Below are 23889 nucleotides of genomic sequence, written 5' to 3' on the forward strand. Positions count from 1 at the left end.
CGTCGCGCCACCCGTATGATATTTTCACAGGATACTCATACTGACTAGCCCCGTTGGCAGCCAGCTGATCGCATATGCGAATTTGCAGATAGGTCGTCATGACCGGGCCTGTCCCGGGCATCCACGTTCTTCGTGGCGAGGCAAGCCGTGGATGGCCGGGTCAAGCCCGGCCATGACGGTGGATCAATCGAGCTACGCCGCCTCGGAACCGCCCAGATAGGCGTCGCGGATGCGCGGATCGTCCTTCAGCGCCCGCGCCGGGCCTGACAGCACGATCCTGCCGGTCTGCAGCACATAGGCTTCGTGCGCGATCTCGAGCGCGAGGCTGGCGTTCTGCTCGACCATGAACACCGAGACGCCCACCTGGTTGATGCTGCGGATCAGCTCCAGCACGCGATCGACGTAGAGCGGCGACAGGCCCATGGTCGGCTCGTCCATCACGATCATGCGCGGCCGGCTCATCAACGCGCGCGCCATCGCGACCATCTGCTGCTCGCCGCCGGACAAGGAGCCGGCGCGCTGCGACAGCCGCTGGCCGAGCTTGGGGAACAGCGTCAGCATCCTGTCGAGGTCCTGCGCCACCGCCTCACGGTCGTTGCGCACGAAGGCGCCCATCAGGATGTTCTCGCGCACGCTCATGTCCGCGAACAGCCGCCGCGCCTCCGGCACCGAGGCGATGCCGCGGCGGACGATCTGCGGCGTGGAGAGGCCGATCAGTGAGGCGCCGTCGAACGTCACCTCGCCCGAGCGCGGCTTGACCAGACCCAGAATGATCTTCATCGTCGTCGACTTGCCACTGGCATTGCCGCCGAGCAGGCAGACGATGTGGCCTCGTGAGACCGTGATCGACAGGTCGAAATGCACCTGGGCCTGGCCGTAGAAGGTGTTGACGTTGGACAGAGTCAGCAGCGGTTCGGGAGAAGCGTTGATCATGCCGCGCTCTCCTGCTCCGTCGTGCCCGACAAGCCGTGACCGAGATAGGCCTCGATCACCTTGGGATCGGTCCGCACCTCTTCGCCCGGCCCCTCCGCGATCTTCCTGCCCTCGTCCATGACGATGACGCGGTCGGACAGGCGCATCACATCTCCAGCTTGTGCTCGATCAGCAGGATGGTCAGCCCTTCGGCCTTGAGCTCGGCGACGAGGCCCTGCATCTCCGCGGTCTCGGTCGGGTTCATGCCGGCGGTGGGCTCGTCGAGCAGCAAGAGGCGCGGCCTCAAGGCGAGCGCGCGAGCGATCTCGACACGGCGGCGGTTGGCGTAGGAGAGGCTATAGGCGGGCTGGTCGACCCGCGGCAGCAGCCGTTCGCCGAAGCGCGCGAGGATGGCCTTCACCTCCTCGCGCAGCCGCTCCTCCTCGGCCCTGACGCCGGCGGGTCGCAGCAGCGCAAGGCCCAATTCCAGCAGCGGGCCGATCACTGGCACGGCCGGCTTCACCGCGCGCAGTCGCGTGTGCGCGCCGATCAGGACATTGTCCATGACGCTGAGATTGCCGAACACGCGGCCGAGCTGAAAGGTGCGCGCGATGCCTTCCGCCGCGAGCCGTTCCGGCGGGAGACCGGTGATGTCCTGGCCTTCGAAGCGGACGGCGCCGTCATCGGGCCGATCAAGCCCGGTCACGAGATTGAACAGCGTCGTCTTGCCGGCGCCGTTCGGGCCGATGATGCTGATGAGCTCGCCCTTGCCGAGGTCGAGATCGATCGCATCGACCGCAATGAGGCCGCCGAAGCGGCGCGTCAGGCCGCGCAGGGACAACATGGGCGCGTTCTGATCCGCCATCAGATCGTCCCCAACAGGCCCTGCGGCCTGAACCGCACGAGCAGCAGCAGCACGATGCCATAGATCAGGATGCGGTACTCGGCCGCGATGCGGAAAAGTTCGGGCAGGCCGACCAACGCGACCGAGCCGGCGATCGCGCCGACGACGTTGCCGAGGCCGCCGAGGATGACGACCGTCAGCGCCAGGATGGATTGCTGCGTGTTGAAGGTCTCGTGGTTGATATAGGAATAGAGATGTGCAGCGATCCCGCCGCTGATTCCGGCGGCGAAACCGCCGAAGATGAAGGCCAGCGACTTGTAGCGGTTCAGGCTGAGACCATAGGCACGCGCGGCGATGTCATCGTCGCGGATGGCCCGAAAGCTGCGGCCGAGATGCGATGATAGCAGGCGGCCCTGCAGCAGCGCGAGCACGACCATGACCGCGAGGCTGAACCAGTAGACTGAGGACGGGCTGATCAGGTCATAGCCGAACAGCGACAGCGGCGGGATGCCTGAGATGCCGATCGGCCCGCGGGTGACGCTCTCCCAATTCAGGATCACCAGCGAGACGATTTCGCCGATCGCGAGCGTCGCGATCGACACGTAGTGGCCGCGCAGACGAAACGACGGCGAGATCAGGAGCGTGCCGAGTGCGGCGCTCATCAGGCCACCGCCGATGACGGCAAGTCCGGCGGGAACGGCCAGCGTCAGCGACAACAATGCGGAGGTGTAGGCGCCGATCGCGAGCAGCGCGGCATGACCGAGCGAGACCTGACCCATCGTGCCCGCAACCAGCGTCAGGCTGAGTGCGAGCATGCCGAGCAGCCAGGCGTTGATCAGGGTCTGGAGCACGTAGAAGGACACTGGAAACAGCGGCAGGAGCGCAAAGCCGGCAACGGCGACCAGCAGCACCAAGCGCGGAATGTGAACCGGGCGGCTCGGCGCGACGAACGTGCCAGTGAGCGGCTCCGGCGGGGCCTGCCGTGCGCTGACGAACAGACCGTTCGGCCGCAGCACGAGCACGACGACGAGCAGCAGGAAGGCGAACAGATTGCGGTAGCTGGTGCCGAGTATGGCGACGCCGTAGCTCTCCACCAATCCGAGCAGCAGGCTGCCGATCACCGCCCCGGGCACGTTGCCGGCGCCGCCGACCACTTCCGCGACGACGCCTTTGAGCGTCGCCTGCAGGCTCATCGCGGTGTCGATCTGGTTGTAGTACATGCCGACCAGCATGCCGGAGACGCCGCCGAGCGCAGCCGCAATGCCGAACACGGCCTGATTGACGCGGTTGACGTCGACGCCCATCTGCATGGCGGCGTCGCGATCCTGCGCGGTGGCGCGCACCGCCCAGCCGAGCTTGGTGTAGCGCAGGAACACAAACAGCAGCAGCGCGCTGGTGAGCCCGACGCCGGCGATCAGGAGATCAAGCGGTCCGATGGTGCCGCCACCGAGCTGAAAGCGAACGTCAGGCAGCTGGCTCGGCAGCGCGCGCGGATTGGGCGAGAAGGTCAGCATCACCAGCTGGTCGAGCACGAAGCTGATGCCGATGGTCGCGAGCAGCGGCGCGATGCGCACCGAGTTCTGAAGCGGACGCAGGCCGAACCGCTCGATGATCAAGCCGACCACCGCGGCGGCCGCCGCCACCACGATGATGGTCAGCGGCAGCGGCGTGTGCAGCCGCACCACCGCGACCCAGCCGATATAGGCGCCGACCAGATAGATCGATCCTTGCGCGAAGTTGATCAGCCGGCTGACGCCGAAGATCAGCGCGAGCCCGACCGCAACGAGGGCGTAGACATTGCCGACGATCAGCCCGTTGATCGTGTAGTCGAGCCAGGAAGACAAGCGATGATCCCCGCGAAAAGAGAAGCACGGCCGGAGCGCCCGCTCCGGCCATCAGGTCAGGTCGGCTTGCCGTCCCAGAGCGCGAACTGGCCCTTGCGCACCACGAGCTCGGCGTTCATGGCGCCCTTGACGCGGCGACTCTCGACGTCGAACGTCGCCTGGCCGTAGATGACGCTGGAGACGTCCTTCACCTTGGCGAAGGCGTCGCGGATGGCCCGGCGGTCGGTGCCGCCGATCTTCACCACGGCAGCGGCCATGTTCATCGCATCATAGGAATAAGCGTTGAAGGCATCGGGCTCCTGTCCGTTGTACTTGGCCTTGAAGCCCGCGATGAACTTCTTCACCTCTGGCCGCGGATCCTCGGGGAAATAGCGCGTACCGAGATGGACGTCCTCGACCGCTTCGCCGCCGAGCTCCAGGAATTTCGGCGAGTACACCGAACTTGCCGCACAGATCGTCTGCTTCAGGCCGACTTGGCGTGCCTGGCGGGCGATCAGCGCACCGTCGGAATAATAGGAGATCAGGATCAGCCCGTCCGGACCGGCGTCACGCACGCGCACCAGCGTGGAGCGGAAGTCGCGCTCCTCCGCGATGTAGCCCTCGGTGACCGCGATCTCGGCGCCGTATTCCTTGGCCGCCTTGACGAAATGGTCGCGGCTGGTGCGGCCCCAATCGGTGTTGAGGTGCAGCACCGCGAGCTTCTTCAGGCCAAGGCGCTTGACGGCATAGGACGCCAGCAGCGGCTGCTCGTCGGCCTGGCTGACGGAGGTGCTCCACATGAAGTCGCCGCCCTTGGTGAAATCGGGGTGCGAGTTGGTGAAGCCGAATTGCACGAGGCCGCCGCGCTGATAGATCGGCGAGGCCGCCATCGAGGCCGGACTCGAGAAATCGCCGAGCTCCATGACGATGCGGGGATCGGAGACGAATTTCTGGGCGATCGCCACCGACTGGCGCGGATCGCTCTGGCTGTCCTCGAACTGGTAGGCGAGCTTTCGCCCGTTGATGCCGCCGGCGGCGTGAATCTCGTCGAGCGCGAGATCAAAGCCCTGCTTCCATTGGGCGCCATATTGCGCGTTTGGCCCGGTCAAGGGACCGCTGACGCCGAGCAGGATCGGTTCGGCCGATTGCGCAAGGGCGGCGCGCGAAAACGCCGCTCCCGCCATCATGGCGGCGAGTGAGCCCCTGACCAGGGTACGACGATCGATGTTGCTCATGCACGGCTCCATCCATTCAATGTTGAAGACAGCAGCAATTCTTGTGCCGGTGAGGATTGCCTATTTCGAGGGCTCGCCGAGCGACAGCATCAGCCGGTTCGCCCAGTTGAAGAACGAGGCGCCATTGATGACGTCGACGATCTCGGCATCGTCGAGGCCGGCACGGCGCAGCTCCTCGATATTGCCGGGACCGAACGCGATCGGCGTCGCGGCCAGTGCCACGGACGCCTTGACCACCGCATTCCAGCGTTCGCCGAGATCGGCTTCGACGCCCTCGTCGAGCAGGCGCTGCACGTCGTCGCGGCGTTTGGAATAGGTGCTGGCAAACCGCGCATGCACGGAGGCGCAGTAGATGCAGCCGTTGTAGCGCGAGGTGGCCGCCGCTGCGAGCTCGCGCTCGGCGCGCGGCAGGCCGTCCGCGGTATTGTAGAAGATGTCCTTGTCGGTCCTGGTGCGGGCTTCAAGGACTTCGGGATCGCGCACCAGGAGACGGAAATATTCCGACTTGGCACGGGTACGGTCGACCAGGCCCGCGTAATGCCGTTCGGTCAGCTCGGCCTCGGGCAGCGGATCGATCCACGAGACCCAGCCGAGCTCGTCCTGGGTGAAGACGACGGGCGGGTTGACGGTGCTCATGATGCGACCTCCTGCGCGCTTGCTGCTGCGAGCGTGCGCAAACCGCTGACGACGCGCACCTGGAACGACAGGAACGCAACGAGCTGAGAGAGCGTGACGATGCCGGTGGTCGACCAGCCGGCGGCCAGCAACGCCTTCATGTCCGCGGACGCGGCATCGCGCGGCCGGAACACCAGAAGGTGTGCATGCTCGAGCGCCGCTGTGAGCCTCGCGCCGAGGTCGGGCTTGCGCTCCGTGCTGACCCGATAGATCAGCCCTGCCTTGTTCTCGATCGACAACGGACCGGCCGGAAAGGCGCCATAGGGACCCGACGTCTTGCCGCGCTCAATCTCGGCCTTGATCGGCTCGACCAGCACCGCTCCATCGGCATTCGCGGCGAGCTTCTCGCGATAGAAGGCGGCGACGGGGGACTCGCCGTGGAGCCCGGTCACGAAGGCCGCGACCGCCGCGCGCTCGGCAAGCGAAAACTCGCTCGGGTCGATCGGCTCGAACAGGGCGAGGTAGCTCTTCTGCGCGTTCTCGCGTGCCTGCAGGCGCCGCGCGCGGATGGCGTCGAGAGCCGATCCCGGCTCGATTCCGGCGAGCGTGTCGATGATATCTTGTGTACCCATCAGTCAGCCCCGTGCAACCAACGATGTTCATCTCGTCTAGCCCGCCAGCGCCACTTCGGGTGCCGTCCGGGTCCAGCCCAGCGCCGGCGCGACCTTGTCGGCGACGAGCTCGATCGAGCGCAGCACATAAGGATGCGGCGCATCGACCGAATGCACCTGGAAGACGAGATCGGTCACCCGCTCCAGCGTGGCATCGGTGCGGAGCGAGGCGATCACCTCGTCGGCGGCGCCGACATGGGTGTCGAACGCGGTGATCATCTCCTCCAGCGTCTCGCCCGGGGGAAGGTGACCGCCCTTCATGAATTGCGGGAGCGCGCGCCGCAGTCCGATGTCTGCGAGGCGCATCGCCTCGCGATGGTCGTCGGCGACGAAGACGCTGCGCGAGGCCATGATGCGCGGCTCGCATCCCGGCGGCAGCGCGGCGAGATAGGCATCGATGATCGGGTTCTGGATCTCGGCCAGCGTGGCCTTCGGCGCATCCTTCGTCCGCGGCTGGGTGCGCGACAACAAGAGGCCGTCGCCTGCCTTGCCGGCCCGGTCACCGCCGGCGACCGAGAACGTCGCCTGCCAGATGCGCTTGTCCAGTTGCGGCCGCTGCGGATAGAGCGTGTCGCCGCCGGCGAGCGGCTTGCCGACCAGCGCGGTGCGAACGACCTCGAGGTTGCGCGCAAAGATCTCGTTGCGCTGGCTGCTGTCGAGGCCGAAGGCGGCAAAGGCGGCCGGATTGCCGCCGGTGCCGACGCCGAGCTCGAAGCGGCCATTGCACATGAGATCGAGCACCGCGGCGTCCTCCGCCACCCGCACCGCGTTCTCCAGCGGCAGCGTGACGATGCGAGGTCTTCGCCGCGACATAGCCGAGGAAAGTGAAGGGCGATGGCAATCCGCCCTCGCGCTCGTGAAAATGATGCTGCGCGATCCACGCGGAATCGAGACCGACCTCCTCGGCCCGCACGATCTGCTCGGCGGCGAAGCGATAGCGGTCCGCCGCCGGCGCCTCGTCGAGCAGCCGCGTGAAGAAGCCCAGGCGTTTCAGGTTTGCAAAGCGTTTCATACGACCCCTGTCGGGCGAGGATTGCCACGCCCCCGATGATGTCGGTTGCCGCAGCTCCAGACAAGCGGGGCATCGCGCAAGGCTGCCCGCCGGATCGCCCCTACATGGACTTTACGCAGGCAGATTGCCTACCAGCTCGGCAGCACGGCGCCCTTGAACTTGGCGAGGACGAACTCCTTGACCTCCGGCGTGTGGTAGCTGTCCACGAGGATCTTGACCCAGGGCTTGTCCTTGTCGGCAGTGCGCACGGCGATCAGGTTGACGTAGGGGCCCTTCGGATCCTCGCGCAGGATCGGATCCTTGACGGGATCAAGGCCGGCCTGGGTTGCATAATTGGTGTTGATCGCGGCGGCGTCGACGTCGTCGAGCGCGCGCGGCGCCTGCGCCGCGTCCACCTCGATGAACTTCAGCTTCTTGGGATTCTCGGTGATGTCGAGCACCGTCGGCTTGAAGCCGACGCCGTCCTTCAGCTTGATCGCGCCCTTGTCGCGCAGCAGCAGCAGCACGCGGCCGCCATTGGTCGGGTCGTTCGGGATCGAGACCTTGCCGCCCTCGGGGATGTCGGCGAAGGCCTTGTGCTTCTTCGAATAGACGCCGATCGGGAAATTCACGGTCAGGCCGACGGCCTCGATCTTGTAGCCGCGGTCGGCCTTCTGGTTGTCCAGGTAAGGCTGGTTCTGAAACGAATTGGCCTGGATGTCGCCGGAATCGAGCGCGGCGTTTGGCACCACATAGTCGGAGAACTCGAGGAGCTGAATATCGAGTCCCCGCTTGGCGGCGATCGGCTTCACGGCCTCGAGGATCTGCGCATGCGGCCCCGGCGTCACGCCGATCTTGATGGTCTCGGCCGCAGCTGCGGCGGACCATGCGGCCAGCACGGCGGAGAGAAGCAGGGGGAGGCGAAACGACATCTTGGTCTCCGTAGGTCTGCGACAAGTATGGAACCGTATTCGCTTCTCCGCCGCGCGAAATCAATGAAATGGAAAACCATATTGGCAGGCCACCGGCGGGTGCACGTTCTCCATTCGACATCAAACGGAAAAGAAATCACGCCGAGCGTCTTTGATCTGTGGCGATTTCCCGGCCGCGGCAATGATTCTTTCACTGGTGCAACACTCCGAAACTTGATGGATCTGCGCCGGCCGGATTAGCGTTCCGGTGCGGCCTTAGAACTTCCCCAAGTTCACCTGGATCGCACCGGATCGCCGCCTGGGTCTCTCAGGCAGGCGATCCGGATCGTGCCTCGACCGGGGCGCTCTCCACATCGTCATTTCGTCGCATCCCCGCCTTGCCGGCATTGCCGGCCCGGCCATCATGAAACATGATGGGTTGCCGGAAACGGTTTGTGCAGGTGGAGGTCGTCCGATGAACGAGAATGAGATCCGCGGTTTGATCGCCGAGGTGAAGCAAGGCAGGCTGTCGCGACGCTCGTTCATCCAGAAGGTCGCCGCGATCGGGATCATAGCGCCCGTCGCGAGCCAGATCCTGGTGTGGCACGACGTGGCGATGGCAGACGCCACGCTTGCCTACAAGCCAACCAAGGCCGGCGGCGGCGGCACGCTCAAGATCCTGCTGTGGCAGGCGCCCACCCTGCTCAATCCGCATTTCGCGATCGGCACCAAGGACCAGATCGCCACGCGCATCTTCTTCGAGCCGCTCGCCGGCTGGGACAAGGACGGCAATCTCATTCCCTGCCTGGCCGCCGAGGTGCCGACCAAGGCGAACGGCGGCCTTGCCGCGGACGGCATGAGCGTGATCTGGAAGCTGAAGCGGGGCGTCAACTGGCACGACGGCAAGCCCTTCACCGCCGACGACGTCGTCTTCACCTGGCAGTACGCCGCGGACCTCGCGACCGCGGCGTACACCACGGGCTCCTACAAGGACATCAAGGTCGAGAAGATCGACGACTACGCCGTCAGGGTGCTCTTCAAGGCGCCGACGCCGTTCTGGGCCGACCCGTTCGTCGGCGGCTCGGTCGGGCAGATCCTGCCAAAGCATCATTTCGGCGACTATGTCGGCGCCAAGTCGCGCGAGGCTCCGGGCAATCTCAAGCCGGTCGGCACCGGTCCGTACAAGTTCGTCGAGTTCAAGCCGGGCGACATGATCCGCGCCGAACGCAATCCCGACTATCACGTCAAGAACCAGCCGCATTTCGACACGCTCGAGGTCAAGGGCGGCGGCGACGCGGTGTCCGCGGCGCGCGCGGTGCTGCAAACCGGCGAATACGACTTTGCCTGGAACATGCAGGTGGAGGAGGAGGTCCTCAAGCGCATGGAGGCGGGCGGCAAGGGCAAGCTCGACATCACGCCGTCCGGCAATGTCGAGTTCATCATCCTCAACACGACGGACCCCTGGACCGAGGTCGACGGCGAGCGTTCGAGCGTCAAGACCAAGCACCCGACGCTGTCCGATCCCGCCGTTCGCCGCGCGATCAACCTCCTGATCGACCGCGATTCGATTCAGAAGTTCATCTACGGCCGCGGCGCCCTCGCAACCGCGAGCTTCGTCAACGCGCCCAAGCAGTTCAAGTCGCCGAAGCTGAAATACGAGTTCGACATCGACAAGGCCAACAAGATCCTCGACGAGGCCGGCTGGACCAGGGGCGCGGACGGTATCCGCGAGAAGGACGGCAAGAAGCTCAAATACGTGTTCCAGACCTCGACCAACGCCCCGCGCCAGAAGACCCAGGCCATCATCAAGCAGGCCTGCCAGAAGGCCGGCATCGAGATCGAGATCAAGGCGGTCACTGCATCGGTGTTCTTCTCCTCCGACGTCGGCAATCCCGACACCTACTCGAAATTCTATGCCGACATGGAGATGTACAACACGACGCAGCCGCAGCCCGATCCGGAGCGCTTGCTGAACCAGTGCGTCTCCTGGGAGATCGCCACCAAGGACAACAAATGGCTGGGCCGCAACAACTCGCGCTATTCCGATCCCGAGGCCGACAAGGCCTACAAGGCCGCGCAGAGCGAGCTCGACCCGGTCAAGCGCGCCGCGCTGCTGATGAAGGTCGACGAGATCTTCTGCGGGGCCAACGTGTTCCTGCCGCTGCTCTCGCGCCACATCGTCAACGCGAGCGTCAACAGCCTCATGACCGACATCTCGGGCTGGGACACCATCACCTGGAACCTGGCGGCGTGGTATCGGAGCTGAGGGGCAGACGACACGACGAAGGCGGCGGTTCCTCGGCACTCACGACATTCTTCGTTGTGTGCTTTGGGTCACAGTCGAATCAAGGGCTTTCGCCTAGAAAAGCCAAGGCATGGCCGCAAACAAGGTAACGGCGGTACGCACGAGGCTGCGGAGGCGATCTACAGCTAGGGACTTATGAAGCCGCCGGGTGGAAGACCGGGCGGCTTTTTCTTTCTCGCAGGCAAACGGGCGACCGACGCCGACGCCACGCCCTATCATGCGGGGGAGCTTTCGTCCGTGACCCCCATCAAGATCTCGCAACGAAAACGTGATGGTTGCGCAAGTGCGCTGACGGCGCACTTCGAGCCGCAAAGCCGGCGCCGCTTCAGTGCCACGTCGTGTCCGCTTCAACGATCACCGCTCTTATTTCGGGATCTTCGGCGGTGTTGCAGGTGCAGGGCATGCCCTCACCGCAGCGGCAACCGCCCAGCTTCTCACTCCAAACCCGGAGCGGGTGGTTTTCGCAGACCCATCCCAGCCCCTGGCAGAATGGGCAGGTCTTGTCGGTCACAGCGTATCCGGCGTCCGCAATGTGTTCGACTTGTCCTCGTTGCGCAGCTCCTGCTCGGCGGCGCGCCAAAACTCTTCCTCGCGGCCCTCGGGCTTGCCGGCTTGCTCCCACAAGCGGTGTGCGCGCTCTCTGATGTCTTGCTCGGTCGGCTCGGACAATTGTACCTCCTCTTGGAAGCACGGCCCCACCCTGGGGGGTATGGGGGCTTGGAGGCGGGGCCGTGCGGGCCAGCGATCGGCGGCGATGCTGGCCTGCGGAGTCAAGCTTCGATCATGTGCAAGAGTTCCTGCGCCTGACCACGGCCGGGCGGAATCCTTGCCGGCCGGCGAACTTCGTTTCGAAGGTCAGACAGCGGGCACGGCGGCGCGCTCTCGCGGCGCAATCCGCCCGAGCTTGGCTTCGTCGCTCCACCCTCTTGAGCCAAGAGGGCACAGGGAAGGCCGGGTGCTGACCTCGCACCCGCGGTCCGCTGCGCGAAATAGCGCAAAGCAGACCGCACAGCAGCATACAGGTGGTGCCGATCACTCGGCCTTCCCTGCGCGATGGTCGGACGGCTTATGCCGCGCTCTCCCGAGAGCCGAGTTCCTTCTGGCTTCCCTCGCCCCAGCGAAATTCACCGGCGCCGCGCCGGTTGACGCAACTGCCGCATCCGCAAGAGCTTGACCGTAGCAACGACGGCCAGGACCACACGGTTTTGCCGTATGCACGGCCCGCCATTTCGCCGCAGTATTCCCGGCCCTGTCGACGGAGCCGGAAACTTGCAGACGAGACGAACCTGACAGCGCCGCTCGTCCGCACGCGGTTCGGACTCACGGAGAGCAATCCGCCCTGCCCTTCACCTCTCGTGCACGACGCTGCCGCGTCCACCGCAAGCCCGGCTCGCGATCAAGACGACGACGCGATCGCCCCTCAAGGATGAGCCGGGATGGGCGAGAGATACGACAATTCCGAAATTCGGTAAAGTGGAATCTTTTTGCGGGGAGGGGTTGACGGGGGAGCGGGTGTTTTGCCCGACGGGCAAACGACCGGCTGCACGTCTTTCTAGGCCAGACTCATCAACCGACATCGAGGACGAACAATGAGCATCCGCTGAACGCTCTGGCGGCCGTTCCGGCGGCTGAAGCGTGACGGGTTTCGCAAGAGCCATCCTACAGGCCCGTCAGCCAGCACACGCTCGTTCGATTTCAGTCACGTAGGATGTCCAGTCGAACGCAAAGGGACCGACCTTCGACAGTTTGATTTCGCTGCTATGTCCATTCTCATACGCAAAGTCGGACCAACGCACGACGCGTCGCTCCGCGACACGAGCGCGGTGATAGCTCCGCAGGCAAGGCCTCCACATTCCGAACAGACATACAGAGCCATGCGGTTACTGCCACCGATCGGAACGGCCAACGTCAGAAGTCGCGCGAGTCCATCGTTGAGGCGAACGGCAAGTTCGGGCTCTCGTTGAGGGACTGAAAGACAACCGGACAAATCGAAGTTGGAGGCGCCGGTGACCGCAAAGAGAGATTGCCCGTTGACGACAAAATCGAACGTGTACCGCTCCTGCTTCGGAGGGCTTCCGCCACCGCTCCGATGAAGTGCTACAAGTTCAAGCTGGTCGGACATTCCCATCGCTCTGCGCCACCGTTGCCGATCAATGCAGCGCGCGCGACGCCGCCCGCCAGCAGCCGGCATCAGAGCTATGGGACCAGCATAACGCAACCCGCTACCATCGAGCCGAGTGCACGCGATATTCTGAAAAATCATCAGCTGCTTAGCTGGAAATTGGTAGCGGGGGAGCGCTACCGCCTTTCCCCACACCAGCCAAACCTACGATATCTCATCCGGTCCGTCGCATGAGGCAGTTCTTGAGGTCTTACGCTCCTATAGACATACGTGGAAAGGCCACGAACCGTGAAATCGGGCCAAAGGGGCCGAACTCGCGGAGATTCGAAAGGCGTCGCATATTTGGCGCCAACCGTCGTAAAGAGGGCCGTGATTGCAGCGCACTGAGTGCTCTTAACAGCAATCGCTCTCTACTCACGGCAATCGCTCTCGCATGGCCACGGCTCCGATCCACTAGATCATCATGGTCTGCTCGTCCAATGGAACAGAGAAAAAGATGATCTCGACAAACATCGTTAGATCCGGCGCGATAGCACCGGCTCCTGCGCGAACGTCAGGAATGTTCGCTTTTGCTCGCAAAGCGGCTGAGCTGGTCTCAGAAATCACCGGCCTCTTCCGTAACCTAGCCATGGATGTGCGCAATAGCTACCGGCCCGAGTTGCATTACATGCGGGGCCCTGGTCCGAAATGGCGCACCAGATATCAAGCTTCCAAAGGCGCTGCCTAGAAATCCCAGAAAGCACTGCAGTTCCTCAGCGCCGAAATTAAGACCTTGGCGCTGCCCTGCTCCACATTCGCTCTTCGTCAATGGCAGCGGTGCGTGCGTTCTGCATCTGCTGCCAATCCCCCTGAAAAAACCAAACTGCTCCCGATGGCCAAGTCGCGCGGTAAACCAGCAGATCAGATGGCAAGACAACCCCGTGACGTCGTCGGTGGGTGCGGCCCACTCTGAGCCAGACATTGGGCAGCGCCGTGAAATTGTGACGCGAAGCTCGATACTTATTCAGAAGCGCCGGTGCTGTAGTCAACGGTCGGGATCACCGCAAGCATTGGCGCCCTTGCTGATCGCGGGTGGTCACAACGAGTGCTACGCCGTGCAGCAGGATCGGACAAAGCATGATCGATTTAGGAAAGATCCCAATCCGTGCGGCGCCTAGAATGTCCTAAGGCCAAACCTGAGCGTTTTTCACCGGCGAGTATGGGTCCATGAGCAAATCTGGCTCGCTAAATATCTCGCTGGATCAGCCAGCCACTTCCGAGCCACAGCAGCCCGACCTCTCAATGGGCGCGCGGCCTCACGCGGAAGCGGAAATGACGCGCGTGCTCAAGACAGCACCACTCCGCATAGCTTCAGACCCGTCGAACGGCATTATCGCCTATTGGAGGCATGAGCCCGTGCACGACGTCGTCGGCCCCACGGCCGATCACGTCCTCATGGCTTTCCCTTCGGGATCACTTCGCTTCGAGCGACGCTCCGGAAAGTCCGTGCTGACGGGAACGACGCATCGCGGAGCTGTAACAGTGATTCCCGCCGGCTCGTCGTCCCGGTGGGATATTCCAGAGCCATTGAATGTCGTTCATCTCTACCTCCCACAGGCCACGCTCCAGCGCGTCGCCGTTGAGGCGGGAATGGCTGCTCCCGCCGATCTCGTCGAGAGATCGGCCCATCCCGACCCAGTTACATCCCGTCTTCTCCTGAGTGCGGCAGATGTGCTCGAAGGCAGGGCGGCGCTAGATACCCTGTTCAGGCAGCAGATCACAGACCTGCTCGCCACGCGTCTTCTGGCTGCGCACAGCGGCTCGCCACCCTCCTTCCAGCCTACCCTCAGCGGGCTGTCGCCGGCTGTGCTGCGCGGGGCCATCCAACGCCTGCGCTCCGACAGCGACGCAGACGTCTCACTAGCCGCGCTCGCCGCGGATGCTGGGTTATCGCGCTTCCACTTCTGCCGCGCCTTCAAGGAAAGTACCGGACTCTCGCCACATGCCTGGTTGCGCCAGCACCACCTTGAACAGGCCATGAACATGCTGCGCGAGACCGACGACTCGATCGTGTCGATTGCGGCCGCGCTCGGCTATTCCTCGCAGACGGCCTTCGCTGCGGCGTTCAGGAAACTGACCGGCGAGACCCCGAGCGATTGGCGGCGACGGATGCGGTGAACACGCCGAATTCGCGCGCACTAGCAGCAATAGCTCTGGAATCGTGTCAATCCCTCTGGGGCGGCGGCGCGGCTCGTCCGCTAGATGATTCCCATCGCTCATGACCTTGATCGGGGTGTGGATCACAGGCCTTGAGCAGGATCGGACAAGGCATGGCCGGTTCAGGAAAGGCACCGGACCATCGTGACGTCCGAAACGAGACCCAAGATCAGGCCGAAGACCACGGATGCCCCAGTTCCCGAGCAGCGCCGCCGCGGCCGCGTCAATCGTCGAGGCCCTGAAAGCGATGGCTGACGCGCCGCCAAAGGCACGGGCGAGCTTTGCCAAGGGCCGGTGCGTGCGTGGCACCTATGCCCCGTCGGATCAGGCCAGTGACATCACGAAATCCCGGAGTTTTACCAAGCCGTCCCGCGTGCTGGCGCGCTTCTCTGTAGGCGGCGGTCATCCGAATGTGGCAGACACGGACAAGCTCGTGCTGCGCGGCTTCGCATTCCGCCTCGGCAGCGAGGACCAGCGCTCAGAGATCTTTACCCAGAACGTGCCCGTACATTATGCGAGGACGCTCGATCAGATGCTGGCTTTCCTCAAGGCGCGCATTCCCGGGCCGGGCGGCAAGATCGACGCGGCTCGGGTAAAGGCTTTCTCCGTCGCCAATCCCGAAACGCTGTTTCAGGCGAATTATCTCGCTGCGCGGCCTTTGCCGGGAAGCTTTGCCGGCACGACCTACTGGGGCGTGCACGCCTTTCCCGCGACGAACTCAAGAGGCGAGACGCGTTTCATCAAATTCAAGGTCGAGCCAGTCGGCGGAGAGGTTACGCTGACCGAGGAGGAGGCTAGGGGAAAATCTGCCGACTTCCTAAGCGACGACCTCGATCAGCGGATCGCGGCACGCGACGTCAGGTTCAGCGTGATGGCGCTGCTCGACCGGAGCGGCGATCCCCTCATGGACGTCACCGTCCGATGGCCGGATGAAGACGAACGCGAAGCGGTGCGGCTAGGCACGATTGTCATCACCGGAGTCGAAGCCAACGAGACCTGCAATGAGGCGAACTTCAATCCGGCAAATCTCGCCGAAGGCATCGCCCATCCCCTGGATGAGATCTTTGCGGCGCGCCGCGCCGCCTACGCCATATCGCAGAAGATGCGAGAGTAAGCCGGCTATGTTTCGGTTTCCGAGCCGCCTTGTTTCTCCCGCCTCCACGCCCCCGGACTGACGCCGACCAGCGATGAGAACACCCGCGTAAAGTGGCTTTGATTCGCAAACCCCGCCGAGATCGCGATCTCCGAGAGCGGCAGGTCGCGAACGCTCAGCAACTGCTTGGCCGCCTTTGACGCGTTGGTGCAGCAGCCACTGGTGCGGCGGCAAGCCGGTGGACACACGGAACGCCCGGGAAAAATGGCTAACCGAGAGGTCGAATTCGGCGGCGATCTGCTGCCGTGAAAGGCTTCCGCCGAGGTCGGACTCCAGCCGTTCGCAGGCACGCTTCACCTGCCACGGTGCCAGACCTCCACGGGCAAGCTCGGTGTTGCGCTTCAATCCGCCATAGGTTTGGGCAACGTGGGCCGAGAGCGCAAGCATCGCGTGGTCGAGGAAGAGCTGATTGACTTCATCCGGCCGATGCAGCGCACCCGACAGCGATGTGCCGAGGTGACGGACTACGGAATCGTCATGGCCGATGCCCGGCTCGTAGGCGAGTTCACCAATGCGCACCGCGCCGCTCTGCCTGGCGATGTCCTCAAGTGCCGACCGCGGCAAATAGAAAAACAGCGAGTGGAAGGGCTTGTCGATCACGTAGCGCGGATCGCGCTTCAGGTCGTACAGGTAGGTTGCGCCACCGCGGATGTCCGTCTTGATCACGCACCGGCCGCGCTCCCAGCATTCGCAGTCCGGGTAATCGCGAAACTTCAGACTGACGAGATAGGCATCCTCGGAAGGCAAGGCGCCGCAGAGACCCGGCACGGGATCGTCATCGCGCGTCTCGACAACCGCGAGTTCGGCACTTCGGAGCGAACGCGTAACCAGCGACGGCGCGTCCTTCAGGTTCAAAGGCTGCCCGATCCTTCGTCCGTAGGCGCCCGGCCGTGTCATCAGTCCCACTTCCATTCAATGAAGGCGACCGCGCAGCTCATCATGTCGCGTGGTCGCTCCATTATCTAGGATGGTCGCGCGGTGGTCTAGTACCGCTGCGGCGAAAGCGGGCATTCTGACAAAGCTGTGACAATGCCATTTTCAGAATGATTTCAACGATCAAAGGCATCTGATTTGCGGTTCTGAGCGTGCGCGCATTGCATCGTGATCCTGCAGAAAATGTCGCACGGCGGGCTTTGAGCAGAATCGGACAACACGCAGCGGCTTCAGGAAAGACCCCGTAGTTCTACCTGCCTAGAACGTCTGACGAAAATTCGCGCCGCCCAGAGTCGATTCGGCAGACGAGAGGCAACGGATTCAGGCCAGCCCGGCAGGTCAGGTCCGGCGGTGCGGGTGCATCCTTTTCCGGAAGCTGAGCACTCCGTCATGAGCAAACCCATCGGACACCATCCTTCGCAAGAAAATCCGCACGGCGCCTCCGAGGCGCATTCTGATTCTGCGCAGATGGCCGAGCCCCGTACAGCGGATCAGGAGATGGCACGCGTCCTTCAAACTCAACCACTCCGCATTGCGTTAGAATCATCCGGCGCGATCGCCCATTGGCAACATGATCCCGTGCACGACATCGTCAAGCCTATGGCCGACCATGTCGTTATGACTTACCCTGTAGGCGTGCAGCGACTGGAGCGACGCACCGGACGATCCGTTGCGACCGGAACGGCACGTCCCGGGGTTGTAACAGTCATTCCGGCGGGCTCAAGCGCCCGATGGGACGTCACATCAGCCGGTTCAACTGGTCGACCCGGCATTCACCCGCCTCTGAGTCTCATTCAGCTCTACCTTCCGCACACAACGCTCGCACGCGTTGCCAGCGAAGCCGACACTACTCCTCGGGACCTTTTGGAGCGAATTGCGTATCCAGACCCGATTACATCGCGATTGCTGACGAGTGCAGCAGATGTTCTCGAAGGCAACAAGACGCTGGATGCGCTGTTCAGGCAACGATTGACAGACCTCCTGGCCACTCGCCTGCTGGCTGCACACACTGGCTCGCCAACGACACTTCAGGCGAGCGCGGGTGGGTTGTCTCCAAAGGTCCTGCTCCGTGCCATCGAACGCTTGCGTTCTGACAGCGACGCGGACGTCTCCCTCGATGCGCTCGCATCCGACGCCGGCCTCTCGCGCTTTCACTTTTGCCGCGCCTTCAAGGAAAGCACCGGGCTTTCGCCTCATGCCTGGCTGCGCCAACATCGGCACGCGCAGGCCATGACCATGCTGCGCGACACCGATGATTCAATCGTTTCGATCGCAGCCGCGCTTGGTTATTCCTCGCAGACTGCCTTCGCTGCTGCCTTCAGAAAAATGACTGGCGAGACACCGCGCGACTGGCGGAGGCGCATGCGTTAGCAGCAATCGCTCTACAGTGACGGCAATCCCTCTGGGGCAGCGGCAGGACTGATCGGTTAGACCATCATCATGTCCGAACCAACAGACGGAGACTAAAGATGACCTGGAGGAACTTCGTCAGCCGGCTGCCAATCACATCACAGCGCAGAGGCCTTACCACAGCCACGTTGTATGGACTTTCGTTGGCTGTCCGCTCCACGTCAGCAGCGGGAGGGGACGATGAAGTGCCCACGCCGTCGCTGCAAATGATCAAGCCGGTCACGTCCATCATGGTGAGGACCGCTCCGCGGCTTCCTTGAGGGCTTGGTGCAGGCCACTCAGCCCATCGTCCTTCGCTCCGGTTGGCCACTGGGTTCGTCGGGCTGTCGCGCCGGCATGTGAGGCCTTCATGGCGATGTTATCGATCCCGGATTGCCTCCGTCCATAAGGACCGAGACCTCTCATTTCACCTCTTCGCGTCGTCGTCGAGCGCTGCACAAGCAGCGAGCGACAGCGCGCGGACTATTTGAATTCCAACCACGGGAGCCAACACATGCGACTAGTTATCATCGGCGCCGGCTTTGCCGGCATGTACGCCGCCCTTTCCGCAGCACGCCTCCGCGACATCAAAGGCGTTTCGCCCGACGAGCTCGAGATCGCGCTGGTTGCGCCCGAGCCGATGCTGGTGATCCGCCCACGGCTCTATGAGCCGAAGCCCGAAACCATGACGGCGCCCCTGCTCGACGTCCTCAATGCCGTCGACGTCGTCTACGTGCAGGGCAGTGCCGAGACGGTGGATACCAAATCTCGGATGATGCAGATCGCCACGAACAAGGGCACGCGAAAGACCCTTTCCTACGATCGTCTCGTCGTGGCCACCGGCAGCCGGCTGTTTCGCCCCAATATTCCCGGACTCGCCGAACATGGTTTCAGCGTCGACTCGCTCGATGATGCGATCGCCCTCGACAAACATCTGCATGGCTTGCCGAGGCGGCCTGCGGTGAACGGGCGCGACACAGTCGTCGTTGCCGGCGGCGGCTTCACCGGAATCGAGGCTGCAACCGAAATGCCCACCCGATTGCGCGCGATCCTCGGCAACGGTGCAAAGCCGCGCGTCATCATCGTCGAACGCAATCCGTCGATCGCCCCCGACATGGGTGAAGGCCCCCGCCCCGTCATCGAGGAAGCCCTGCGAAAGGTCGGCGTGGAAACCCGGGTCGGCGTCGGGGTCAGCGCGCTGGACAAATCCGGCGTCACGCTTTCAAACGGCGATCACATCGAGGCGGAGACCGTGATCTGGGCGGCCGGCATTCGCGCCGCCCCACTGACGCAACAGATCCCCGCTGAACGCGACAGTTTCGGCCGGCTGCTCGTTGATCCCTTTTTGCGCGTGCCCGCTGTGCCCGACGTATTCGCCACCGGCGATGCCGCTCGCGCCGCCTGCGACGATGAGGGCAACTATGCGCTGATGTCGTGCCAGCACGCCACGCGGATGGGCGCCTTCGCTGGCAATAACGCCGCGGCAGAACTGCTTGGCGTCCCGACCAAGCCCTACCACCAGAAGGCCTACGTCACCTGCCTCGACCTCGGGGAGGCCGGCGCACTGTTCACGCGCGGCTGGGAGCGCACCGTGGAGATGGTCGGCGATGTCGCCAAGAAGACCAAGCAGGAGATCAACGGCGTCTGGATCTATCCGCCCAAGCCCGAGCGCGCGGCCGCACTCGCCTCGGCCGATCCGGAGCAAGTCACCAAGCAGTAGGCGCCCGACGCAACCGGGCCGCGCCTCGGCGTGAAGCGCGGCCCATCCGGAACCCACCATCAAGATCGAACCTCAATGTCAAACAATGGAGTCTTGACGATGAACCAGATGATCCGCAGCATCAAACAGAAGCCAATCAAGAACCTCGACAACACCTCCCCTCACGGCAGAACCGCGACCGACGAGCTGGTTCCATCGCGCTATGCGCTGCGAATCGGCGAAATCGAGGTGCTCGTGATCAGCGATGGGGTGCTCACGCCACCGTCCGAGTCCATGGCTACCAATGCCGATCCGGCCGTCCGGGCGGCCTGGCTGGACAACATGTTCTTGTCGCGCGACGCGTTCGATTGGGCACTGAACGAGGTGGTGGTGCGCAGCGGCGGCCAAACCATACTCATCGACGCCGGGCTGGGACAGGAGTACCCGGACTTTCCGCGCGCGGGACAATGGGGCCAGCGACTCGAAGCCGCCGGCATCGATCTTGGCTCGGTGAGCGACGTGGTGCTCACCCACATGCACTTCGATCACGTTGGCGGACTGCTCGTCGACGGCGTGAAGAAGCGGCTGCGCCCGGACCTGAGGATCCACGTGGCGGCCGCCGAGGTCAAGTTCTGGGCCTCCCCCGACTTCTCCCGCACTGCCATGCCGCCGGTACTCGCGGACTTGGCGCGGCGGGCGTCCAAGCAATTCCTCGACGAATATCACAGCCAGCTACAGCCGTTCGAAGACGAGTCCAAGGTTGCGCCCGGGGTCGTCGTCCGTCGCACCGGTGGCCACACCCCAGGGCACAGCGTGGTTCGCCTGGCGTCCGGCGACGACCGGCTCATGTTCGCGGGCGACGCCATATTCCCGGTCTCGTTCGACCACCCCGAATGGCACAACGGCTTTGAGCACGACCCTGAGGAGGCGACCCGCGTCCGCCTCGAACTCCTGCGGGAGCTGGTGGCGACCGGTTCGTGGCTGGTGGGCACGCACATGCCGTTCCCGTCCATAGGCCGGGTCGCGGCCGCCGGCGAGCTCTTTCGTTGGGTCCCGGCCTGGTGGGACTACTGACAGCTGGCTGGTCGGGGCCGAACGAGGCGCGAGCTCAAAGCGCAAAACGAGTTCGCGCCTGCGGCACCGATCGGAAGCGTGTCGATCCCGCAATAGATCACCAGCATTTGGTCGCGCCCCCAAGGCGCGCGGCCCGTTCACATCATAGCACCAGCAGAGCTACTCCGATGAAACATGAGACCGTGCGCGCGAGCGCGTTCGCGATGCCGCTGACGAACCCGGCCTTTCCGCCCGGCCCCTACCGGTTCGTCAACCGCGAATACTTCATCATCCAGTACCGGACCGATCCAGAGGCGCTGCGCCGGATCGTGCCGGAGCCGCTCGAAGTCGGCGAGCCAGTGGTGAACTACGAATTCATCCGCATGCCCGACTCAACCGGATTTGGCGACTACACCGAAAGCGGCCAGGTCATCCCGGTGAGCTACAAGGGCCAGGCCGGCAGCTTCGTGCACCAGATGTTCCTGAATGATCATCCGCCGATCGCCGGCGGGCGCGAACTGTGGGGCTTTCCCAAGAAGCTGGCGCAGCCGAAGCTCACGATCGAAATCGACACTCTGGTCGGCACCTTGAACTATGGCTCGGTGCGGATCGCGACCGGCACCATGGGCTACAAGCATCGGGCCCTCGACGCCGCGACCGAAGCGCGAAAACTCGCCGCGCCGAATTTCCTGCTCAAGATCATCCCGCATGTCGACGGCACGGCGCGCATCTGCGAACTCGTGCGCTTCCATTGCGAGGACATCTCGGTGAAGGGCGCCTGGACCGGGCCTGCTGCGCTCGACCTCTGCTCGCACGCGCTTGCGCCCGTCGCCGAACTGCCGGTGCTGCAAGTGCTGTCGGCCAAGCACGTGATCGCGGACCTCACCCTCGGCCTCGGGACCGTGGTCCACGACTATCTGTCACCGGCCGCAGTCTCGCGGCGGCGCGGTACCGAGCCCGAAATCTTGATCGAACGCAGCGCCGGCTGAGCCGCAATGCAAGGAGTTTTGGCCATGTTGAACGTGATGCGCGAGCAAACCGGTTCTGAGCTGCAGCAAACAAGGTCGCTGCCATACGATGTCGTCGCCCTGGTGCTGCAAGGTGGCGGCGCGCTGGGCGCCTATCAGGCTGGAGTCTACGAGGGTCTGCACGAGGCCGGCATCCGGCCGAACTGGCTGGCCGGCATCTCGATCGGTGCACTCAACGCCGCTATCATCGCCGGCTCGCCCGAGGCCGAGCGCGTGGATCGGCTGCGCGAGTTCTGGGAGACCATCTGCGCCTTTTCGATCGAGTGGCCAGCCGGTGAAGGGCTGGCCAATGCCCTGCCCTTTGCTTTCGACATCCACTCGGTACGCAACGCGCTCGCGGCGATGCGGGCCCTGGTGCAGGGCCAGCCGGGCTTCTTCAAGCCGCGCTTCCCGTCGCCGTTGTGGTCGCCATTCTCAGGTGATGCCGCGACCAGCTTCTACGACACTGCGCCGTTGCAGAAAACGCTGGAGCGACTCGTCGACTTTGACCGCCTGAACTCAGGCGAGGTCCGCGTTTCCGTCGGCGCTGTCAACGTTCGCACTGGCAACCTGACCTATTTCGACACCGCCGAGCGCCGGCTGGGTCCGAGGCATTTCATGGCTTCGGGCGCCCTGCCGCCCGGATTCCCCGCCGTTGAGATCGAAGGCGAGCACTATTGGGATGGCGGCGTGGTTTCGAACACGCCACTGTCCCGCGTCCTCTCCGGCGAACCCTGCGACACACTGGCGTTCCAGATCGACCTCTGGTCGGCCAAGGGGCGCGTTCCCTACGACATGATGGAAGTGTCGAGCCGGCAGAAGGACATCCAGTATTCGAGCCGCACGCGCGCGGTCACCGATCAGATGCTGCGAATGCAAAAGATGCGTCAGGCGCTGCAGCGGACTATCGAGAAATTGCCGGAAGCTGCAAAGCAAGATCCGGAAATCCGCGCCATCGCCGATTTAGCGCGCCATCGCTCCCACAACATCATTCACCTGATCTATCAGACCAAGCCCCACGAGGGTCATTCCAGAGACTACGAGTTCGGACTGAGCGCGATGCGCGCCCACTGGCAGAGCGGACTGGAAGACATCCGCCGCACGCTGGCCGACGGCCGTCGCCTCGACCCGCCGCCACCCGAGCTTGGCATCGTCACCCATGACATTCACCGCCGCGACTGAGCTCTCGGCCAATTCATCTCCTGCTCATCGAAAGGAAATACCATGTTGAACGGCAAGGTAGCCATCGTTACCGGATCGACCAGCGGCATCGGACTTGGCATTGCGAAGGAACTCGCCAAGCTCGGCGCTGACATCGTGCTGAACGGTTTCGGCGACGCCGGCGAGATCGAGACTATTCGCAACGGCATCGCGCGCGAGCATGGTGTGCGCGTCATCTATGACGGCGCGGACATGTCGAAGGGCGAGGCGGTGCGTGGCCTCATCGACGCCACCATCGAGAAGTTTGGGCGGGTGGATATCCTCGTCAACAATGCCGGCATCCAGTTCACCGCGCCAGTCGATGAATTTCCGCCCGCCAAATGGCATGCCATCCTCGACATCAACCTGTCCGCGGCGTTCCACGGCATCGCGCGGGCCCTGCCGCAAATGAAAAAGCGGGGCTGGGGCCGGATCGTCAACATCGCCTCGGCGCACGGCCTCGTCGCCTCGACCCACAAGGCGGCTTACGTCGCGGCGAAACACGGCCTGGTCGGCCTCACCAAGGTGGTGGGCCTCGAGACGGCCGGGAGCGGAGTGACCTGCAACGCGATCTGCCCCGGCTGGGTGCGCACGCCACTCGTCGAAGAGCAGATCAGCGACATGGCCGCGCAGCGAGGCATAAGCCAGAAGGAAGCGACCGAGGAGCTTCTCGCCGAGAAGCAGCCCTCGCTGCAATTCGCGTCTCCAGAGCAGCTTGGCGGCACCGTCGTTTTTCTCTGTTCGGCCGCAGCAGACCAGATCACCGGCACGGCGATCTCTGTCGATGGCGGCTGGACCGCACGGTAGCCGCGAGAATGGGCAGAGCTGTC

At 63.9% G+C, this 23889-nt stretch carries 17 protein-coding genes and 3 pseudogenes; 9 read left to right on the forward strand and 11 right to left on the reverse strand.

Going from position 1 to position 23889, the window contains the following annotated elements; all coding sequences use genetic code 11:
- Positions 1-192 precede the first annotated feature (192 nt).
- The 8 genes and pseudogenes from ABIG06_RS05025 to ABIG06_RS05060 form a co-directional block, all read right to left on the reverse strand.
- Positions 193-933 carry an ABC transporter ATP-binding protein gene (locus ABIG06_RS05025; RefSeq protein ID WP_370134698.1) on the reverse strand — a complete coding sequence of 247 codons (741 nt, stop codon included), beginning with the start codon at positions 931-933 and terminating at the stop codon, positions 193-195.
- Positions 930-1777 (reverse strand): annotated as a pseudogene (locus ABIG06_RS05030) (ABC transporter ATP-binding protein). The gene ABIG06_RS05025 and the pseudogene ABIG06_RS05030 overlap by 4 nt, the downstream one beginning before the upstream one ends.
- A complete protein-coding gene (locus ABIG06_RS05035; protein ID WP_370134701.1) occupies positions 1777-3600 on the reverse strand; it encodes an ABC transporter permease in 1824 nt (607 codons plus the stop codon). Before ABIG06_RS05035 ends, ABIG06_RS05030 begins: the two are co-directional and overlap by 1 nt.
- Before the next feature lie 56 nt (positions 3601-3656).
- Positions 3657-4814: an ABC transporter substrate-binding protein gene (locus tag ABIG06_RS05040; RefSeq protein WP_370134703.1), complete on the reverse strand. Its 1158-nt coding sequence runs from the start codon at positions 4812-4814 to the stop codon at positions 3657-3659.
- Positions 4815-4874: 60 nt separating this feature from the next.
- A complete protein-coding gene (locus ABIG06_RS05045; protein WP_370134706.1) occupies positions 4875-5450 on the reverse strand; it encodes an alkylhydroperoxidase domain protein in 576 nt (191 codons plus the stop codon).
- Positions 5447-6061: a CMD domain protein gene (locus ABIG06_RS05050; RefSeq protein ID WP_370134708.1), complete on the reverse strand. Its 615-nt coding sequence runs from the start codon at positions 6059-6061 to the stop codon at positions 5447-5449. The genes ABIG06_RS05045 and ABIG06_RS05050 overlap by 4 nt, the downstream gene beginning before the upstream one ends.
- A gap of 36 nt (positions 6062-6097) precedes the next feature.
- Positions 6098-7112, reverse strand: a pseudogene (locus tag ABIG06_RS05055) (putative FMN-dependent luciferase-like monooxygenase).
- A 128-nt stretch (positions 7113-7240) separates the two neighbouring features.
- Entirely contained in the window at positions 7241-8023 is a 783-nt protein-coding gene (locus ABIG06_RS05060; RefSeq protein WP_370134711.1) for a MetQ/NlpA family ABC transporter substrate-binding protein, read from the reverse strand.
- Positions 8024-8477: 454 nt separating this feature from the next.
- Here ABIG06_RS05060 and ABIG06_RS05065 point away from each other — a divergent pair, with 454 nt between their 5' ends.
- Positions 8478-10268 carry a peptide ABC transporter substrate-binding protein gene (locus ABIG06_RS05065; protein WP_370134714.1) on the forward strand — a complete coding sequence of 597 codons (1791 nt, stop codon included), beginning with the start codon at positions 8478-8480 and terminating at the stop codon, positions 10266-10268.
- A 546-nt stretch (positions 10269-10814) separates the two neighbouring features.
- Here ABIG06_RS05065 and ABIG06_RS05070 read toward each other — a convergent pair.
- Positions 10815-10976 (reverse strand): DUF2934 domain-containing protein, encoded by a 162-nt coding sequence (locus tag ABIG06_RS05070; protein WP_124162990.1) that lies wholly within the window; start codon positions 10974-10976, stop codon positions 10815-10817.
- A gap of 1906 nt (positions 10977-12882) precedes the next feature.
- Positions 12883-13035, reverse strand: coding sequence for a hypothetical protein (locus ABIG06_RS05075; RefSeq protein WP_370140994.1), 153 nt, complete (start codon positions 13033-13035; stop codon positions 12883-12885).
- Positions 13036-13710: 675 nt separating this feature from the next.
- Between ABIG06_RS05075 and ABIG06_RS05080 the strand changes: the two genes are divergently transcribed.
- Entirely contained in the window at positions 13711-14586 is an 876-nt protein-coding gene (locus ABIG06_RS05080; protein WP_370140792.1) for a helix-turn-helix domain-containing protein, read from the forward strand.
- Between the two features lie 226 nt (positions 14587-14812).
- Positions 14813-15739 carry a catalase gene (locus tag ABIG06_RS05085; RefSeq protein ID WP_370134718.1) on the forward strand — a complete coding sequence of 309 codons (927 nt, stop codon included), beginning with the start codon at positions 14813-14815 and terminating at the stop codon, positions 15737-15739.
- A 5-nt stretch (positions 15740-15744) separates the two neighbouring features.
- On the opposite strand, the pseudogene ABIG06_RS05090 reads toward ABIG06_RS05085, so the two are convergent.
- Positions 15745-16675, reverse strand: a pseudogene (locus tag ABIG06_RS05090) (helix-turn-helix domain-containing protein).
- A 426-nt stretch (positions 16676-17101) separates the two neighbouring features.
- Between ABIG06_RS05090 and ABIG06_RS05095 the strand changes: the two are divergent.
- The 6 genes from ABIG06_RS05095 to ABIG06_RS05120 all read left to right on the forward strand — a co-directional run bounded on the left by ABIG06_RS05095 (position 17102) and on the right by ABIG06_RS05120 (position 23866).
- Entirely contained in the window at positions 17102-18082 is a 981-nt protein-coding gene (locus tag ABIG06_RS05095; RefSeq protein ID WP_370134721.1) for a helix-turn-helix transcriptional regulator, read from the forward strand.
- Between the two features lie 532 nt (positions 18083-18614).
- Entirely contained in the window at positions 18615-19820 is a 1206-nt protein-coding gene (locus ABIG06_RS05100; RefSeq protein WP_370134724.1) for an NAD(P)/FAD-dependent oxidoreductase, read from the forward strand.
- A gap of 99 nt (positions 19821-19919) precedes the next feature.
- Positions 19920-20873: an MBL fold metallo-hydrolase gene (locus ABIG06_RS05105; RefSeq protein ID WP_370134726.1), complete on the forward strand. Its 954-nt coding sequence runs from the start codon at positions 19920-19922 to the stop codon at positions 20871-20873.
- Between the two features lie 167 nt (positions 20874-21040).
- Positions 21041-21841, forward strand: coding sequence for an acetoacetate decarboxylase (locus ABIG06_RS05110; RefSeq protein ID WP_370134729.1), 801 nt, complete (start codon positions 21041-21043; stop codon positions 21839-21841).
- A 24-nt stretch (positions 21842-21865) separates the two neighbouring features.
- Positions 21866-23041 carry a patatin-like phospholipase family protein gene (locus tag ABIG06_RS05115; RefSeq protein WP_370134732.1) on the forward strand — a complete coding sequence of 392 codons (1176 nt, stop codon included), beginning with the start codon at positions 21866-21868 and terminating at the stop codon, positions 23039-23041.
- Positions 23042-23083: 42 nt separating this feature from the next.
- Entirely contained in the window at positions 23084-23866 is a 783-nt protein-coding gene (locus tag ABIG06_RS05120; RefSeq protein WP_370134735.1) for a 3-hydroxybutyrate dehydrogenase, read from the forward strand.
- Positions 23867-23889: the final 23 nt, after the last annotated feature.

Source organism: Bradyrhizobium sp. USDA 326, assembly GCF_049739485.1.
Lineage (GTDB): Bacteria > Pseudomonadota > Alphaproteobacteria > Rhizobiales > Xanthobacteraceae > Bradyrhizobium.

Coding starts and splice junctions, on each gene's coding strand:
- ABIG06_RS05025 (WP_370134698.1), bottom strand. CDS start 933: ATGATCAACGCTTCTCCCGAACCGCTGCTGACTCTGTCCAACGTCAAC.
- ABIG06_RS05040 (WP_370134703.1), bottom strand. CDS start 4,814: ATGAGCAACATCGATCGTCGTACCCTGGTCAGGGGCTCACTCGCCGCC.
- ABIG06_RS05045 (WP_370134706.1), bottom strand. CDS start 5,450: ATGAGCACCGTCAACCCGCCCGTCGTCTTCACCCAGGACGAGCTCGGC.
- ABIG06_RS05050 (WP_370134708.1), bottom strand. CDS start 6,061: ATGGGTACACAAGATATCATCGACACGCTCGCCGGAATCGAGCCGGGA.
- ABIG06_RS05060 (WP_370134711.1), bottom strand. CDS start 8,023: ATGTCGTTTCGCCTCCCCCTGCTTCTCTCCGCCGTGCTGGCCGCATGG.
- ABIG06_RS05065 (WP_370134714.1), top strand. CDS start 8,478: ATGAACGAGAATGAGATCCGCGGTTTGATCGCCGAGGTGAAGCAAGGC.
- ABIG06_RS05080 (WP_370140792.1), top strand. CDS start 13,711: ATGGGCGCGCGGCCTCACGCGGAAGCGGAAATGACGCGCGTGCTCAAG.
- ABIG06_RS05085 (WP_370134718.1), top strand. CDS start 14,813: ATGCCCCAGTTCCCGAGCAGCGCCGCCGCGGCCGCGTCAATCGTCGAG.
- ABIG06_RS05095 (WP_370134721.1), top strand. CDS start 17,102: ATGAGCAAACCCATCGGACACCATCCTTCGCAAGAAAATCCGCACGGC.
- ABIG06_RS05100 (WP_370134724.1), top strand. CDS start 18,615: ATGCGACTAGTTATCATCGGCGCCGGCTTTGCCGGCATGTACGCCGCC.
- ABIG06_RS05105 (WP_370134726.1), top strand. CDS start 19,920: ATGAACCAGATGATCCGCAGCATCAAACAGAAGCCAATCAAGAACCTC.
- ABIG06_RS05110 (WP_370134729.1), top strand. CDS start 21,041: ATGAAACATGAGACCGTGCGCGCGAGCGCGTTCGCGATGCCGCTGACG.
- ABIG06_RS05115 (WP_370134732.1), top strand. CDS start 21,866: ATGTTGAACGTGATGCGCGAGCAAACCGGTTCTGAGCTGCAGCAAACA.
- ABIG06_RS05120 (WP_370134735.1), top strand. CDS start 23,084: ATGTTGAACGGCAAGGTAGCCATCGTTACCGGATCGACCAGCGGCATC.